Origin of the sequence: Notoacmeibacter sp. MSK16QG-6, from assembly GCF_024158145.1 — a bacterium.
In the GTDB taxonomy this organism is placed as follows: Bacteria; Pseudomonadota; Alphaproteobacteria; order Rhizobiales; family Rhizobiaceae; genus Notoacmeibacter.
On sequence record NZ_JAMYXM010000004.1, the window covers coordinates 166,667 to 183,511 of the forward strand.

Consider the following 16,845-nt stretch of genomic DNA (forward strand, 5'->3'; position numbering starts at 1 on the left):
CCAAGGCTGGTTCTTAAAGGGCGCTCGACCTCCTCCCGGGCGCCCTCTCTTTTTGCGATACCATGACAAGAATTCGATTGAGTGTCGCAGACTGCGCCTCTAACGCGCTGCTATTCTGCGCGGAGGATCGCCGTATGAACGAAACTACGCTTTCCAACTGGACCGGATGCCCATCGCCTGCTCCCACAAGGCTCGAAGGCAGCCGGGTCGTTCTTACGGCGTTTAATTCGGATCAGGATACCCACGCGCTATGGGACGCATTCGGCCAGACCGGTTTCAACGATCTGGCCAGGTATTTTCCCATTCATGATTTTGCCGACGCCGCTGTATTCGGCGAATGGCTCATCAGCCATCAAGGCCCATGGCATACGATGGTTTTTCGAGAGCGTGGCGACGGTGCGCCGCTTGGAATGGCATCTTACATGCGGATCGATACGGCGAACGGCTCGTGCGAGACCGGATCGGTCATGCACGCCCCCCATGCTCAAAGAAGCGCAGCGGTTACCGAGGCGCATTTTCTGATGGCGCGGCATGTGTTCGACGATCTCGGCTATCGGCGCTACGAGTGGAAACTCGACAACAGAAACGCTGCCAGCCACGCTGCTGCGAAACGTCTCGGATTTACTTTTGAGGGTGTGTTTCGCAACCATCTCGTTTCGCGCGGCAGAAATCGCGATACGGCCTGGTACGCGATGATCGATGACGACTGGCCGGTCATCCGCAAGAGCTTCGAACTCTGGCTGGATTCAGACAATTTCGACGAAGCAGGCCAACAGAAGATGTCGCTCGCTGAGGTTCGTGGCCGCCTTTTACAAAATCGTTGATGACCATAGGGCAAGGCGACGGATGGTTAGGCTGCTGAGCAGGCACGATCGTCATGTCTTGCTCCGATTGCCTGTTCGTGTGTAAGCCAAGCCATGACAAACGAGACATGCCGGACGGCGCTGGCGGCAGCCGCCATCTTCCTTCTTTTTCTGGTCGGGTGGATTTTTATCCCCGGCCTTGTGCTCGCAGTGGCGGACATTTCGCCGTGGCTCGGCGTCGTCGTCGCGGCGGTCTTCGTGCTCGCCTTTCCGGCGATTTTCTGGCTGCGAAGCCGGCATAACCGCAAGATGCGGGGTGACGCCGACTAGGCGGTCAGGCCGAGGCGAGCGCTCCGGCCAGCATCATCATTCCAAGGATGACGATCAGGCTGGCGCCCAGCAACTCGATGGCGAGTTGGACCTGTCCAGCCATGCGACTACCGGCACCGCCCGCAAAGCGGACAGCGACGTTCTTTGCCGTCACTGCAAGCGTCGCCAGTGCCGCGACCGTAATCGCCGTACCCGTCGCCATGGCGAAGACCGAGCCTATTCCCGCGGCCACCATACCGTTGAGGAAAGCGAAGGTGAGAATGATTAACGCGCCGGAGCAGGGCCGCAGACCAACGGCAACCACCGCCGACAGCGCCTCTCGCGCGCGGAAACGCTCGCCGGCAAGTTGATCCGGAGCCGGCATATGCGAATGGCCGCAACTCGGGCAGACATCTCCATGCGCGTGGTGATGGTCGTGGCGATGGCTTCCCTGAAAAGAGCCGTGACCATGATGAGGATCTCGATTGCTATCGGAATGCGCATCCATGGAGGCAAGGGCTGCTGCGCCGACGCCATCGATGGCGAAGGCCGCCATCGCCGGTTCACGACGAAACGCATTTTTCGCAAGCGGATAAATCTTGCGCGCCAGAAGCCATGTGCCGAACCCTGTAAGGAAGGCATATGACAGGACCTCCAGCGTGAAGACCGTATCGGTCTGCGAGATGGCCGTTCCCCGCAGAACCAGAAAAACCGCGCTGATGACGGCGATCGCGACAAGGGCCTGAAGAAAAGCGGAGATAAAGGCCAGCAGAACGCCTCGCTGCAGGGCGATCTCGTTCGCCACCATATAGGTGGAGATGACGGCCTTGCCATGACCCGGTCCTGCCGCGTGAAGGATGCCGTAGAGAAACGAGAGGCCGGCGAGTGTCCATCCTGCGGAAGGGTTTTCGCGAATGGCGCGCAGCGCGTCCGTCATCAGAGCGTAGAAGCGTCTTTGCTCTTCAAAGATATATCTGCTGATTTCACCGAACAGCCCGCCCGACACCGGCGTTGCGGCAGGCTCGGCCGCGCCGATTCCGAGAGAGGATTGCGCCAGCGCAGCACCGCTCGTCAAAGCTATGATGCAAAGGCAGGTCAGCAAAAGCGCAACCGCCGGGCGATGCCGAAACAAGCTCATTATCCCTCAGCCTTGCTGCAGTTCAGTTCGAGCCGGGTGGCGAAAAGGCCGCTCGGATCGGTGGTGTCGGTGGTGTCGTAGAAGAACTGATCGAGATTATCGGCATAGTCCTGGATCAGCTGATCCGGATCGGGCCGGATGACAGTGCGCTTGCAATTCGCCGGCAGTCCTTCGCTCACCATGTCGCTATCGTTCTGGAAATCGATCGCCGTGTAAAAGGTGGGATCGAACACGCCGAAGCTAAGCTTTCCGTTCAGCGGCATGGGCGGCATGGTCCGGCTTTCGAAGAAGACCAGCAGACGCCCATCCTGAAGATCGGTGTTGATGACCGGCGGCGGCATCATCGGCGCCGTTTTTCCGTCTTTCGTCACACTTTGAAAATAGTCGAATTCCGCGGTGGATTCGCGGATCACCCTGCCCACTTCTTCCAACTCTTCGGTATCGAGCGTGTTGTCGGTGTTCTTGTCGAATTCCAGGATCACCGTGGCCGAGAAAATGTCGTCGAAACGCCAGACATGACGAAGCGCCGTGACCGTATCGCCTTCGATCACGACTTCCATGCGCGCTTCGGCCCAGACATGGGGATGGGCATGAGCCAGCGTCAATCCGCCGAGCGTGGCCACCAGCATCGTGAAAAGTCGTATCGCTGCGTTTTTCAAAACGAATCCCGCTCTTTAACCACCTACGATCCATTGGACGGGCAAGATGGCCGCAGTTTGACGGAGGCTATGCCTTAATCGCTCGCGCCGTTTTTCTTGTGCCAATCGGCAAGGAAATCGACGAGTGCGCGGACACGGGCCGGCAGATAGCGCCGGTGGGGATAAACGGCGTAAATACCGCCGTCTCGCGCCAGAAAATCGTCGAGCACCGGGACAAGACGTCCCGTGGCGAGGTCGTCCCGGACAGAAAATTTCGGCAGCATGCCGAACCCGAGATGCTCCAGAAGCGCTTTTCGCGCGACAACGGGGCTGTTGACTTCCAGCGGCCCCGAGACCGCGACGGAAACCATCTCCTCATTCGGACCGAAGAACGGCCAGTTGTTCCGCCAGCGACCGTTTGTGTCGGAGATACAGGGCATTCGGGACAAATCCTCGGGTCTCTCCGGCCGCCCGAAACGCTCGATGGCTTCGGGCGAAGCGCATACAGCCAAGGTGAAATCGCCGAGTCGACGTGCGATCATTGAGGAGTCTTCGAGCCTGGCAATGCGGATTGCAAGGTCGAAACCTTCTTCGACCAAATCGACAAAGCGATCGTCCAGATGCACGTCGAGGCGGACATCGGGAAAGGCTTTTGCGAAGGCAATGAGCGAATCCCCAACCACGGCATCGGCATAAGAGCGCGGCGCGGTCAGTCGCACCCGGCCGCTAATCTCGCCCGATGCATCGCGCACCGAATCGCGAAGCGAATCGATGTCGCGGATGATTTCCAGCGCGCGACCATAATAGGCGTGACCTGCCTCCGTCAGCGAGAACTGCCGTGTCGTACGGTTCAGCAGCAGCGCGCCAACCTCGTCTTCCAGTTCCCGGACATATTTGCTGAGCAGCGCCTTCGACCGGCCGATCTTGCGCGCGGCGGCCGAGAAGCCTTCTGCATCGACCACGTCTATGAAGGCGCGCATGCGCGTCAAGGTGTCCATGAGCCATCCATTTTTCGTTTTTTCCGTCGCACACATCATCGTCCGACAAGCGCACTTTGAAGACCATCAAAATTTCCCTTGCAAGCGGATAACTACGTTTCTATATAGCGGCTGCCCAAAGTCGCACGTGCCTGTGGGCGTCCGCCGGGCCCCCGTATGGTGGGGGCTACGGTAAGGTACCTGGAACTAACCGCTCCAGTCGTATCTCCGGCCTACCGGATTTGATGCGAGGACGTCTTGAAGCAACGACACTAGCGGGCCTTTTCGATCTCTCCCGGCGTCCAAAACCGGGGTTCTAAGAGGCACTTTACTGCGTTGCTCGATGTGCGGCGGGTTTTTCCTCCAAACTGACGGCAAGACAAAGCGAACGATCTCGACGCGCCTGCGTTGGGTCACCGTTCATCGCCGTAGATCGGCGACGCTCCGGATCCAGGGTCTCCAAAGGCTGGATTTGGCATCGTCGATCTGCACTTTGTCACCGGGTCGTGTCCGCAAAAGGTTGGCGGAGCGGCGCGCAAAGCCGAACGGCCGGTTCTGCCGGCAGATGGGAAAAATTGATGACCACCCAGCGTATTCAGGATTTCTTCGCCACCCGACGTCCCGATGGTCCTTGCCTCGTCGTCGATACCGAAGTGGTTCGGGACAATTTCAACGCGTTCAAACACGCGCTGCCAGACAGCCGCATCTTCTATGCGGTCAAGGCCAATCCCGCACCGGAAATCCTGCGTCTGCTCGCTTCCCTCGGCTCGTCCTTCGATTGCGCGTCCGTCGCTGAAATCGAAATGGCGCTGGAAGCCGGTGCGACCGCCGACCGCGTCTCTTACGGCAATACGATCAAGAAAGAACGCGATATCGCCCGCGCCCGCGCCCTCGGCATCGATCTTTTCGCTGTCGATTGCCATGAGGAGGTGGAGAAGGTTTCGCGCGCAGCGCCAGGCGCCCGTGTGTTCTGCCGCGTACTGACCGACGGCGAAGGCGCCGAATGGCCGCTGTCCCGCAAGTTCGGCTGCGTGCCGGTGATGGCGGTCGACGTTCTGGAGCACGCCGTCAATCTGGGCTTGCAGGCTTATGGCGTTTCCTTTCATGTCGGCAGCCAGCAGACCGATCTGGACGCTTGGGACAAGGCGTTGGCCGATGCCAATGCCGTGTTCCGCGCCATGGCGGAAAAGGGCGTGACGCTGCAGATGGTCAATATGGGTGGCGGTTTTCCGACACGCTACCTGAAGGATGTGCCGGCGGCGGAAGCCTACGGCCGCGCAATCTTCTCTGCTCTGCGCAAGCATTTCGGCAACCGGATTCCCGAAACGATCATCGAACCCGGACGCGGCATGGTCGGCAATGCCGGCGTCATCAAAAGCGAAGTCGTGCTGATTTCGAAGAAGAGCGCTGAGGACAAGACACGCTGGGTTTATCTCGACATCGGTAAATTCGGCGGCCTGGCCGAGACGATGGATGAATCCATTCGCTACCCGATCACCACCCCGCGCGATGGCGATGAGACCGAACCCTGTGTACTGGCCGGCCCGACCTGCGACAGCGCCGATGTGATGTATGAGAAGAAGCCCTATCCGCTGCCGATCACGCTCACCATTGGTGACGAAGTCCTGATCGAAGGGACGGGCGCTTATACAACGACCTACGCATCGGTCGCGTTTAACGGTTTCGAACCGCTCCGATCCTACGTCATCTGACAGGCGATTTCCGCCTGTCAGTCTGAACGCCGCCGGTTCGCCTTTGTGAGCCGGCGGACTTCTGACGCTCGCCCTTTGAAGAGGGGTTTGCCATGCTGCCATTCGCTGCTCTTAACAACACCGTCGCGCCCTTTGCGCTCTCACCGGCCAATGATCTGGCCCCGATGCTTTATGCAATCGAGGCCGAGCAGCCATCAGACGGGCGTGCGCGTGAGGCGTTGCTCGACCGGGCCATGGGCCTGAACCGCAAGCGCAAGAGTTCCGAAGCTATCCGCCGTGGCCGTCTGCCGGCGGATGGGCTGTCCTTCGTCGCGCGCTCGCTCTCCGGCGCGGTGGTCGGCACGGTGCGGCTATGGCACGTCGATGCAGGGGGACAGGCGGCGCTGCTGCTCGGCCCATTGGCTGTCGCGCCGGAGGCCAAGGGCGCGGGCATCGGTTCGGCGCTGATGGTTCATGCGATTGAGGCGGCGGAGAGCTTTGGCCACCGGGCGATCCTGCTGGTCGGCGACGCGCCTTATTACAAGCGGTTCGGGTTCGAAGCTGCGCCGACCGGGCTCGCCATGCCCGGCCCGTTTAGCCGCGAACGGTTTCTGGCGCTGACTTTCACGCTTGGCGCGCTGGATGGCGCTGCCGGCGTCCTGCGGCCGAGCGGTGTGAAAATTCACCGCGCGCCTGCCGCTCGAGCGCTTGCCGCCCAGGCGGCTTGAGCGCCGAAAAGAACGGCCCGCGATGCGCGGGGCAATCGCGGGCCGTTCTCAATTGATGAAACCGGGTCTTAGAAGAGCTGCTGCAGCTTCATCGCCACGCCCATATCACCGTCGACCTTCAGCTTGCCCGACATGAAGGCCTGTGTGGCATCCAGATCGCCAGCGATCATGTCTTCCAGATCGCTCTTCTCCATGGTGATCGTGCAGTCGGCCGGCTTGTCATCGGTGGTGACTTCGTTGCCGTCGATCACCATCACGCCGTCCGAACCGCAATCGAATTTCACCGAATCGGAAAAATCGCTTTCCTTCACGGCGGGGCGGATCTTCTCGGCAATATCGTCCATGGCCATAGTGCTGTCCTCTTCTGCTAGGCACCGGATTGGTTATAGCCTAGCCTTGCCTTTGATTGACGTAAACGTCAACCGTGTCTTCCGTCTGTTGCAGAGGTGCCGCACTCGGCCGAGGAAAACGTGCGAGGTGCGATTGTAATGATAGGGAAGCCTTCGATGTGCCTAAAATAGGCTGCAATCAAGGGATCGGTGCAAACGGGGGTCCTCCGGTTGGAATGGCGACCGGAGTTTCGGAAGGTGGGAATGGGGCGTTACTTAGGACTAGTGTTTGCCGGCGTCCTTTCGGCAGTCTGTGGCGTGGCGATGTCGCCGCCTGCGGAAGCGATCACCCTGTTCGGCAAGACATTTTTCGAAAAAGAACCCCCTGAAATCATCGGCGAGCCTTGGCCATACGAGGTGACGTTCGACTATTCTGGCGAGCCGGATCTGGAAGATGTCGCCAAGAATGTCAGCAGCCTGTGGAAAGGGCGTGACGAGCCGGCCAATGGTGTCTCCGGTCTGATCGTGACAGCTCGCGGTGACTACAGGTCTATTCTCGGAGCGTTCTATAATCGGGGTTATTATGGACCAGTCATTCGGATCACGATCGATGGTCGTGAGGTCTCGGACTTGCCGCCCGATGTCAGCCTTACCAGCCCCGCCCAGGTTGTTGTCTCGGTGGAGAGCGGCCCGGCCTTCACATTTTCGCGCGCCGAAATTCGTAATCAGGCGCCGCCTCCGCAAAGCCGCCGGGACGAGGTCGACGACCCGGTCGATGAGGGATTCGCAAGCGGCGAAATCGCCAAGGCGGGCGTCATCAAGCAGGCCGGTTCGCTTGCGGTCGAAGCATGGCGGCAGCAGGGATACGCAAAGGCGGAGGTCGCCGACCGGGTGCTGACGGCCGATCACGCGACCGAGACGTTCGATGCGGTGGTCGAGATCGATCCGGGCCGCTTCGCTGTTTATGGCGATACCAGCGTTCGCGGCGTGCGTGACATCGACCCTGAATGGCTGGCCTTCATGGTTGGCTTGCCGCGGGGCCAGGAATTCGATCCGGACGATCTGGATCGCGCCACCGAACGACTTGGCCGCCTGGACGTGTTCAAATCCTATTCCATCCGGGAAGGCGATGAGATCGGGCCGGGCGGTTTTCTTCCCATCACCGCCGTGGTGCAAGAGAAACCGAAGCGCCGGATCGGGTTCGGCGCGACCTATTCGACGACCGATGGTTTCGGTGCATCAGCCTACTGGATACATCGCAATCTCTGGGGCCGGGCAGAGCGGCTGCGTCTCGACGCCTCCGTCGAGGGGATCGACGGGACGGAATATCGCGATTTCGACTATCTCCTCGGCGCAGAGTTCACCAAGCCGGGCATCTGGACGCCCGATACCAATTTCAACGCTTCGCTCAAGGCGCAGCGCCAAGTCAATGATAGCTACGCGATCAATGAAGTCGAGGCGATGGCGGGCATCAGCCAGATCGTTACGGAGGATTTCGAACTGTCCTTCGGTGTCACCGGCTCTCTGGCCCAGACCGACGATGACGTCTTTGGCGAGCGGGAGTTCGCTACCATCGGCGCCTACATAAACGCGACCTTCGACACGCGCGATGATCCGGCCGATGCGACGGAAGGCTTCTATATTGACGGCCGCATCGCGCCCTATCAGGAGTTTCTCTACGGCAACACCTTCGTTCGCGGCGTCGTTGATGCCCGCACCTATTTCGGTTTTGCCGACGATCGTTTCGTTCTGGCCGGACGGGTGAAACTTGGCACGATCCTCGATCCGCCCATTGAGGAAACCTCGCCGGACCTCCTCTTTTTCGCTGGCGGTGGCGGTTCGGTTCGCGGTTATGACTACCAGTCGATCGGTGTGGAAACCGCAGCCGGCACAATCGGTGGGCGCTCGCTGGCCGAAGCTTCCGGCGAGGTTCGCTTCCGCGTTACCGATGCCATCGGTGTGGTTGCTTTCACGGATATCGCTTCCGTGACCGCTGAGCCCTATCCGAAATTCCAAGACTATCAAATCGGCGCTGGCGTTGGCCTGCGTTACCGCACACCCATTGGCCCGATCCGGCTGGATGCGGCTATTCCGGTCAATAAGCGCGACGGAGATCCGAACTTTGCGATTTATGCAGGCATAGGGCAGGCTTTCTGATGCGAATCATTCTGCGCCATCTCTGCCTCGCCCTGCTGCTTCTTTGCGGTCTGGTTCTCCCCGCTAATGCCCAGTTATTCGGCATTTTCGGCGATTCCGACGCGTCGGCCGAGGAGGAAAAGGGCGCTTTTCTGACTTATGTCGAAGAAAAGCTTTCCACACCCGACCGACGCATTTCCATCAGCAATATCAATGGCGTTCTGTCCAGCAAGGCGTCCATCGACAAGATCACGATTTCGGACGAGAAGGGTGTCTGGCTGACGATTACGAATGCCGCCATCGATTGGAATCGTTCCGCTCTCCTGCGGGCGCGGCTGGAAATCGAGTCGCTGAGCGCTGAATCCATCGTCATGACGCGCAATCCTGCCCCGGTCGAAGCGGAGATGGAGGCCGAGGCAACGCCATTTGCGCTGCCGGAACTGCCGGTCGCGATCCGGATAGGCGAACTCGCCATCCAGCGCGCCGAGTTCGACGAAAGCGTCTTTGGACTGGCATCGGTGCTCTCTCTGCAGGGTGCCCTGACATTGGAAGACGGCGCGCTCGATACTTCGCTGCAGGTGCAGCGGCTTGACGGACCGGGCGGCGAATTGGCGCTTCAGGCGGCTTATTCCAACGAAAATCGTCAGTTGGACGTCGATCTGCAACTCGATGAACCGGAAAACGGCATCGTTGCCAATCTTCTCAATATCGAAGGCAAGCCGCCGGTCAGTCTTGCGCTGCAGGGGGCAGGTCCGCTCTCCGACCTCACCCTTCAACTGACGCTCGATGCCGACCGCGAGCGGGTCCTTTCCGGAACGTTCAACCTGGACGAAACGGAACAGGGGCTTGCTTACCGCGCCAATCTGGAGGGGCCGCTCGGACGGCTTGTGCCGGTTCAGTTCCGTGCTTTTTTCTCCGGTCAGAGTACGCTTCGCCTCAGCGGCAGCGTCCCCGACGAAGGCGGCACGGTTATCGATCAGCTTGCCCTGAAATCCGGCCCGCTTAGCCTGGAAGGTCGGGCGCGGGTTCTTTCCGGAGGGTTCCTGCGTACGCTGGTGCTCGATGGCCAGATCGATGGCGGCGATGGCGAGCCGGTTATCCTGCCTGTACCAGGCGGGGAAACCTCGGTTCGGCGGGCTTCGATCGATATTGAATACGGCGTCGATGAAACCGGCCCATGGAGTGGCCGCATCCTGCTGCAGAATCTCAACACCGGAACCTTTGCGGCAGAAAGTGTCCGTTTTGATCTCGGGGGCCAGATGACGGCCCTCGATAGCACCCAAAACCGGGCCGTTAGCTTCAATGTCGATGGCGTCGCAGAGGGAATTACAGCGGAGCGGGCGGCGGTTGCCGATGCGTTGGGCGACCGGCTGACCTTTACACTTGCTGGGCAGACCGAAGCAGGGCAGCCAATCGCGATTGAAACGCTGAAACTCGACGGCCAGTCCGTGGATATCGCCACAAACGGAACGTTGGATGGCGCGGTCTATCGCGGGACGACCAGCATCACCACGGCGAGCCTTGCGCCGTTTTCCACCATGGCAGGTCAGAAGCTGACCGGCGCTCTGGATATCAGCACCGAGGGTTCGGTGACGCTGAATTCGGGTGCGTTCGATCTGACGGTCGATGGATCGGCCTCGAACATCACTCTGGAAGACCCGACACTCACCCGGCTGCTAGCCGGCGAAACCACGCTATCGGGCGGCATTGCACGCGGTGAGCAGGGTATTTCGACGGACGACTTCAAGCTTGAAAATCCGCAGCTTCAGCTTGCCGCCAACGGTTCGTACGGCGGCGACGATACCGATATGAAGGTGACGGGCCGCCTGGCCGATCTGGCTTCCATTACCGATCAGGTAAGCGGCGCTGTGCAATTCGACGCGTCGCTGATCGGCGAGAGCAATTCGATTTCGGTCAAGTCTAATCTCGGCATCCCGCAGGGCCGGCTTCAAGGTCGAAATCTGACAGACCTCGGTCTGGAACTGGTCGGCACGCTTGGCGACAATCTGTTCTCCGGTCATGTCACAGGAGAAGGATTCTTCTCTGGCGAACGACTGGCTATCGATTCCGACGTCGTCTACGGCGAAGGCGCGATCCGGCTCTCCGAACTCGAACTAGCGGTCGGCGGAAATCGTGTTCAGGGCGATTTCGAGCGTGACGGCACGGGCCTTCTTGCCGGCGACCTTTCCGTCGATGCGCCGAATCTGGAGCTTGTCGGTGCGCTCGCGCTTCAGGATATCGCCGGCGCGATCGATGCCGACCTTTCCTTTTCGAACTTGGATGGCCGGCAAGATGCCGCCGTGAAGGGCACCATCTCCGGTTTTCGGTACGACACGACCGCAAAAATCGGTGAGGCGGCGCTTGATATTACGGCGACGGACCTTTTTGGCGTTCCTCAGGCCAGTGGTTCGATCAACGGCCGTACCATCAGCGCGGGCGGCGTCGATTTCACGGTGCTCGACCTGAAGGCCGACCAGCAGGAGAATGCCACGGATTTTGTTCTGTCCGGCGAGTTGGAGCAAGGCACCGACATCAGCGCGGAAGGCACTCTGGCGCGCGTTCAGGACGCCGATGTCAGCCCGGCTTTCGATCTGGCGCTACGCGAATTGTCTATCGTTGAGGCGGGCAGAACGGCGCGCCTCGAAGCGCCGACCGAAATTAGTGTTCGTGGCCAGACCATTGCAATCGACGCGACAACACTCGCTATCGGCGATGGTTCGCTTCGCCTCCAGGGTGAGGTAGCAGAGCAGATCAATCTGTCCGTGGTCGCGGACAGCGTTTCTCTCGACATCGCCAATGCAGTCCGCCCGGATCTCGAGGCGGCGGGCACGATATCCGGTACCGCCGAGATCACCGGGCCGCGCTCAGCCCCAAGTGTCGCTTTCGATGTGACAGGCGAAGGCCTGACCGTGGCGCAACTTAAGGACGCCAGTATAGCGCCGCTCTCCATACGCGCGCGCGGCCAAACCGACGGTCGCTCACTTGATGTCGATGCCACGCTTACAAACAGTCAGGGCGTCAATGCCACGATCAATGGGGCGGTGCCGCTCGGCAGCGAAGGCCGGCTCGATCTGAAGGTCGATCTCAATGCCGTCCCGCTGGAGCTTGCCAATACGGTCCGTCCAGACCTTGAGGCGGACGGCACGATTTCCGGCACCGCAACGGTGACAGGCAATCTATCCAATCCGAACGTGAATTTCCGCCTTGCCGGTAATGGCGTCACGGTCGCGCAGCTTCGCCAGAACGGCGTTGCGCCTCTTTCCATCCAAGCGAACGGTGAAACGAATGGTCAGACGCTGACCATCGACGCCAATGCGACGAACAGCCAGGGCGTAAGGCTTGCTGCGAACGGTACGGTGCCATTGGGTGGCGAGGGCGCTTTGGCGGTCAACATCGACGTGAACGCCGTGCCGCTCTCCCTCGCCAATTCGGTTCGGCCGGATCTTGGTCTATCCGGCACACTTACGGGCTCGGCGCGCGTCACCGGATCGCTGTCATCACCCAATGCGGACTTTCAGCTCTCGGTGCCCAATCTCGACGCTGCTGCGCTTCAAGGGTTCGGGCCGCTCTCCGTCGATACGCAAGGGCGTTTCGCCAATCAGGCGGTGCAACTCAATCGCCTCAATATTGGCGGGCGGGACGGCATCGCGCTTTCGGCCTCAGGCACGATTCCGTTATCGGAAGGCGGGCTCAACGTTTCTTTCGATGGATCGGCCCCACTCTCCGCCGCGAACCGTTTTCTCGGTGACCGGGGCACGACGCTTGCAGGGTCGGTCCGGTTTTCCGGTCGGGCAACCGGAGCGCTGGCCGATCCGAATATCGCGATTTCCGTCGATACCGGAGGGGCTAGCCTTTTCGATCCGCAAACCAACACGCGGCTCACCAACATAAACATCTCAGCTTCGGCCACGCGACAGCAGGTCGTGCTGCAGAGCGCGAGCGCAAATCTCGCCAGTGGCGGTTCAGTCGCGGCCTCCGGCACGATCGGTCTGACCAACGGCCTTCCGGCCAATATAACGATACGTCTCAACCAAGCGCGTTACGCCGACGGCAAGTTTATCGCCGCGACGGTGAACGGCACGATCAGCATCACGGGTTCTCTGGCCAATGATCCGCTGATCGCCGGCAATATCGATGTGGTGCGCGCCGAGATTACCGTGCCGGACAGCTTCGGTTCATCCGTCGATATCCAGGCCGTCAATCACATCAACGCTCCTGCGGATGTTCGCGCCACGCTGGCGCGCGCGTTTCCCGGCAGTGGCGGGAGCATTCCTGAGCCCGCTGCAAGACCCTCGGTGCCTCGCCTCGACATCACGCTCAATGCGCCGAACCAGATTTTCGTCAGGGGTCGCGGACTGGATGCAGAACTCGGCGGCCGGTTACGGCTGACCGGAAGCACACGCGACATTCAGCCGGTCGGCGGCTTTGAGCTCATTCGCGGGCGGCTCGCCATTTTGGGCAAGCGTATCACCTTCGAACGCGGTACCATCACCTTTGTCGGCGACCTCAACCCTTATCTGAATTTCGTTGCTTCCAGCGATGCGGACGGCACGACAATCTTTATCCGGGTGCAGGGGACGGTGGACGATCTGGATATCTCCTTTTCGTCCGATTCCCAGCTACCGGAAGACGAGGCGCTCGCTCTTCTCATCTTCGGACGCGGTCTCGACCAACTGTCGCCGCTGCAGCTTGCGCAGTTGGCCGCGGCTGCGGCGGAGCTTGCCGGCAACGGCCCATCGGTCCTTTCCGGAGTGCGGCAGGCGGCGGGCCTCGACAATCTCGATATCGTGACCGACAGTGAAGGAAATGTCGCAGCGCGCGCCGGTACCTATGTGTCCGAAAATGTCTATGTCGGCGTCGAAGCGGGCAGCGAAAGCAAGGTGACGATCAATCTCGATGTGACTGAAGAGATCACGGTTCGCGGCGCGGTCGGCACCGAGAGCAGCGTCGGCGTCTTCTACGAGAAGGATTACTGAACCGCTGTTTCGAGCGGCTCAGTTTTCCACCGCCCAATACAGCTTCACCATCGGGTCGAAAACTGTCACCGGCCCAGCGCCTGTTTCGACCGTCGTTGGATAAGCGACCGGCTGATCCTTTTTCGTCAGGGTCGTGGTCTCTTCGTTGACGGGCAGACCGTACCAATCCGCGCCATGACGGGAAACGAAGGCTTCCAACTGGCCGAGTGCCCCTTCTTCCTCGAACACGTGCGCCAGGCAGCTCATCGTGTTTGTGGCGGTGAAGATGCCGGCGCAGCCGCAGGCACTTTCCTTCGCATCGGTCGGGTGCGGCGCACTGTCCGTGCCGAGAAAGAAGCGCGGATCGCCGGAAATGGCCGCCTGTCGTAGCGCCAGCCGATGCCGCTCGCGCTTGGCCACCGGCAGACAGTAATAATGCGGGCGAATGCCGCCTGCGAGAATCGCATTGCGATTGATCATCAGATGATGCGTGGTAATCGATCCGGCGATGTTGTCGGCCGCGCCGGTCACATAATCGACGCCATTCTTGGTCGTGATGTGTTCCATTGTCACCCGCAGCTCTGGCAGGCGCTGGCGCAGCGGATCGAGAACTTCCTCGATAAAGACGGCCTCACGGTCGAAAATGTCGATCTCCGGGTCGGTCACTTCGCCATGGATGCAAAGCGTCATGCCGATCTCGGCCATCCGCTCCAGAACGCCCATCACTTTGTCGAGATCGCGGACGCCGGATTGCGAATTGGTTGTTGCGCCGGCAGGGTAGAGCTTGACGGCGAGGGCGACTTTCTCCTGGAAAGCGGCCGCCACGTCGTCCGCATCGGTCTCTTCGGTCAGATAAAGCGTCATCAATGGCTCGAACGTCGAGCCCGCGGGAAGGGCGGCGACGATACGCTCTTTATAGGCGGCGGCGGCGGCTTTCGTGACGACCGGCGGGACCAGATTGGGCATGATGATGGCGCGGCCGAAATGGCGGGCGCTTTCCGGCGCGACGCCTTTCAACATGTCACCATCGCGCAAATGAAGGTGCCAGTCGTCGGGGCGGCGTATGGTCAGCGTCGAGGTCACCGGAACATTCTCCATCAAACGGTTTGGACGCTGGCTTAAAAGTTGTTGCGCATGGCCGCAAGAAAAAGGGCCGCCTGAAGAGGCAGCCCTTTGCAATCGCGACGGTGCAACCGGCTGTCAGCCCTGCTGCAATGGCACCAGCTTGATCTCGACGCGGCGGTTCTGTGCGCGACCGGCCTCGGTATCGTTGCTGGCAATCGGACGGCTTTCGCCGAAGCCCACCGCATAGAAGCGGCGCGAATCCAGACCCTGCGCGGTCAGATACCGGGTCACGGAGTCGGCGCGGCGGTTGGAAAGGTCGAGGTTGTAAGAGTCGCCACCGGTCGAATCGGTGTGACCGTAAACGTCGACCAGGGTGCGATTGAATTCGCGCAGGACCAGCGCGACGGAATTCAGTGTCGAATAGAAGCTCGGCTGAATGTCAGACTGATCGACCGCGAAGGTGATGTTGGACGGCATGTTGAGAATGATCTCGTCACCGTTTCGCGTGACGGACACGCCCGTGCCACGAAGCTGCGCGCGCAGCTTGTCTTCCTGCCGGTCCATGTAGAGACCGACGCCGCCGCCGGCGAGCGTGCCGAGGCCCGCGCCGAGCAGAATGGCCTTGCGGCGGTCGCTGCTGGAATCGCCAGCTGAAGCGATTGCGCCAATCAGGGCGCCGCCCGCCGCACCGATGCCGGCGCCGCCAGCCGTATTGGAAATACGCTGCTCGCCGGTGAACGGATCGGTCGTGCAGCCCGCAAGCACGAATGCGCCTAGTGTCGACGCGATCAAAAATTTCTTCATTTTCCCTCACTTGCCGGAGCCTCTCAAAAAGGCTCATGCGAATCGCGGTGGTCCCTCACACCGATCCGCCATTATGCACCGATAACGGCCAAAATCCGGCAATTGCAGCGCGCTCCACAATTGGCGGGCGCGCTGCGGGGAGATCATCAATTTTCGGCAGATGAATCGCCGGAGAGGCAACCCGCGAGCGCCTCTGCGTTGGCGATCATCGCGGCTTCATACGCGCCTGGTCCTGGTTCTACATTGCTGCCTGCCGGATCAAGTTCCGCGATCCGTGCACCCGTCTCATTGGCAAGGGTTTGCGAAAGTTTCGGCGAAAATTGCGGTTCGACCAGGATGCAGGACACGCCCTCGGCGCTCATCTTTTCGTTCAACTCGGTCAAGCGCCTGGCGCCGGGCGCGATTTCCGGAGACATTGTCAGCGAGCCGAGACTTTTCAATTCGAAAGCGTGTTCGAAATATTGAAGCGCGTCATGAAACGCGACGAAGGATTTGCCTTTGACGGGTTTCAGCGTTGCGTCGACCCTTTCGCTCATCTCGTCTATGGAGCGGAGGGTCGCCTCGGCATTTTCGCGATAGCGCTCAGCATGGTCGGGATCGACCTCCGCCAAGCTTTGCTCAATCGCGTTCACCATTGCCTTTGCGTTGTCCGGATCCAGCCAGACATGCGGGTCTTCCGGTCCGTGATGATGGTCATGATGACCGGTTTCTTCCGTGCTATCGTGATGGTCTGCTTCTTCATGCGCGTGTTCTTCGCCGTGGTCATGCCCTTTCTCATGATCGTCATGAGCATGTTTGTCGTGATCCCCGTGATCATCGTCATCCTCTTCGTCGAACAGGCCTGCATGCCGCGTTGGAAGATGTTCGACGCCTTCGGCCTCCATCAGTTCGAGAACCTTCGCATTGGCACCGAGCGATGCGATCGGCTTGTCGAGAAATCTTTCCAGATCAGGGCCGATGCGGATAATCAGGTCGGCATCCTGCATTGCGCCTGCCTGGCTGGGCCGTAGCGCAAAGTCGTGTGGAGAGGCGCTCGGCGGCACCAACAGTTCCGGTTTACCCACGCCTTCCATGACAGAAGCGGTCAGGGAATGGATCGGCGTGAACGATACGATAACGCTCGGGCTGTCATCAGCCATGGCAGCCGGCGCCGGTAGGCCAAAAAGAGCGGAAAGGGCGATGGGCATGGATAAAATGAAACGGTGGGACGTCATAGCGGCTCGCTTTGTATAGAGTGTGCGTCATCAGCCTGGTAAAGAAGGCTTGAAAACT

The 16,845-nt window shown here is 60.3% G+C and carries 13 protein-coding genes; 6 read left to right on the forward strand and 7 right to left on the reverse strand.

Annotated features, from left to right (window positions below; all coding sequences use genetic code 11):
* The first annotated feature begins 134 nt into the window (after positions 1–134).
* Both NIM86_RS13270 and NIM86_RS13275 read left to right on the forward strand, forming a co-directional pair.
* The gene (locus tag NIM86_RS13270; RefSeq protein WP_253382829.1) at positions 135–824 is read left to right on the forward strand and encodes a GNAT family N-acetyltransferase; all 690 of its coding nucleotides are present in this window, start codon (positions 135–137) and stop codon (positions 822–824) included.
* A 93-nt stretch (positions 825–917) separates the two neighbouring features.
* Complete coding sequence (locus tag NIM86_RS13275) at positions 918–1,133, forward strand: hypothetical protein (protein WP_253382830.1); 216 nt, start codon at positions 918–920, stop codon at positions 1,131–1,133.
* A gap of 4 nt (positions 1,134–1,137) precedes the next feature.
* Here NIM86_RS13275 and NIM86_RS13280 read toward each other — a convergent pair whose 3' ends face one another.
* From NIM86_RS13280 to NIM86_RS13290, 3 genes are all read right to left on the reverse strand, one after another.
* Positions 1,138–2,250 (reverse strand): nickel/cobalt transporter, encoded by a 1,113-nt coding sequence (locus NIM86_RS13280; RefSeq protein ID WP_253382832.1) that lies wholly within the window; start codon positions 2,248–2,250, stop codon positions 1,138–1,140.
* Positions 2,250–2,909, reverse strand: a complete 660-nt coding sequence (locus NIM86_RS13285; RefSeq protein ID WP_253382833.1) for a DUF1007 family protein — start codon at positions 2,907–2,909, stop codon at positions 2,250–2,252. The genes NIM86_RS13280 and NIM86_RS13285 overlap by 1 nt, the downstream gene beginning before the upstream one ends.
* Positions 2,910–2,983: 74 nt before the next feature.
* Positions 2,984–3,886 carry a LysR family transcriptional regulator gene (locus tag NIM86_RS13290; RefSeq protein ID WP_253382834.1) on the reverse strand — a complete coding sequence of 301 codons (903 nt, stop codon included), beginning with the start codon at positions 3,884–3,886 and terminating at the stop codon, positions 2,984–2,986.
* Positions 3,887–4,443: 557 nt separating this feature from the next.
* Between NIM86_RS13290 and odc2 the strand changes: the two genes are divergently transcribed.
* Together odc2 and NIM86_RS13300 are read left to right on the forward strand one after the other, a co-directional pair.
* Positions 4,444–5,577 (forward strand): ornithine/lysine decarboxylase, encoded by a 1,134-nt coding sequence (gene odc2 / locus NIM86_RS13295; protein WP_253382835.1) that lies wholly within the window; start codon positions 4,444–4,446, stop codon positions 5,575–5,577.
* A gap of 164 nt (positions 5,578–5,741) precedes the next feature.
* On the forward strand, positions 5,742–6,284 hold the full coding sequence (locus tag NIM86_RS13300) for a GNAT family N-acetyltransferase (protein WP_253382964.1): 543 nt from the start codon (positions 5,742–5,744) through the stop codon (positions 6,282–6,284).
* A gap of 68 nt (positions 6,285–6,352) precedes the next feature.
* Here NIM86_RS13300 and NIM86_RS13305 read toward each other — a convergent pair whose 3' ends face one another.
* Positions 6,353–6,634 carry an SCP2 sterol-binding domain-containing protein gene (locus tag NIM86_RS13305; RefSeq protein ID WP_253382836.1) on the reverse strand — a complete coding sequence of 94 codons (282 nt, stop codon included), beginning with the start codon at positions 6,632–6,634 and terminating at the stop codon, positions 6,353–6,355.
* 303 nt (positions 6,635–6,937) lie between these two features.
* Here NIM86_RS13305 and NIM86_RS13310 point away from each other — a divergent pair, with 303 nt between their 5' ends.
* Positions 6,938–8,770: an autotransporter assembly complex family protein gene (locus tag NIM86_RS13310; RefSeq protein WP_371872900.1), complete on the forward strand. Its 1,833-nt coding sequence runs from the start codon at positions 6,938–6,940 to the stop codon at positions 8,768–8,770.
* Entirely contained in the window at positions 8,770–13,725 is a 4,956-nt protein-coding gene (locus tag NIM86_RS13315; RefSeq protein WP_253382838.1) for a translocation/assembly module TamB domain-containing protein, read from the forward strand. The genes NIM86_RS13310 and NIM86_RS13315 overlap by 1 nt, the downstream gene beginning before the upstream one ends.
* A gap of 18 nt (positions 13,726–13,743) precedes the next feature.
* On the opposite strand, the gene pyrC is transcribed toward NIM86_RS13315, so the two are convergent.
* The 3 genes from pyrC to NIM86_RS13330 all read right to left on the reverse strand — a co-directional run bounded on the left by pyrC (position 13,744) and on the right by NIM86_RS13330 (position 16,787).
* Positions 13,744–14,802, reverse strand: coding sequence for a dihydroorotase (gene pyrC / locus NIM86_RS13320; protein WP_371872894.1), 1,059 nt, complete (start codon positions 14,800–14,802; stop codon positions 13,744–13,746).
* 102 nt (positions 14,803–14,904) lie between these two features.
* Positions 14,905–15,573 (reverse strand): OmpA family protein, encoded by a 669-nt coding sequence (locus NIM86_RS13325; RefSeq protein WP_253382839.1) that lies wholly within the window; start codon positions 15,571–15,573, stop codon positions 14,905–14,907.
* 146 nt (positions 15,574–15,719) lie between these two features.
* Positions 15,720–16,787 carry a zinc ABC transporter substrate-binding protein gene (locus NIM86_RS13330; RefSeq protein WP_305884463.1) on the reverse strand — a complete coding sequence of 356 codons (1,068 nt, stop codon included), beginning with the start codon at positions 16,785–16,787 and terminating at the stop codon, positions 15,720–15,722.
* Between the last annotated feature and the right edge of the window lie 58 nt (positions 16,788–16,845).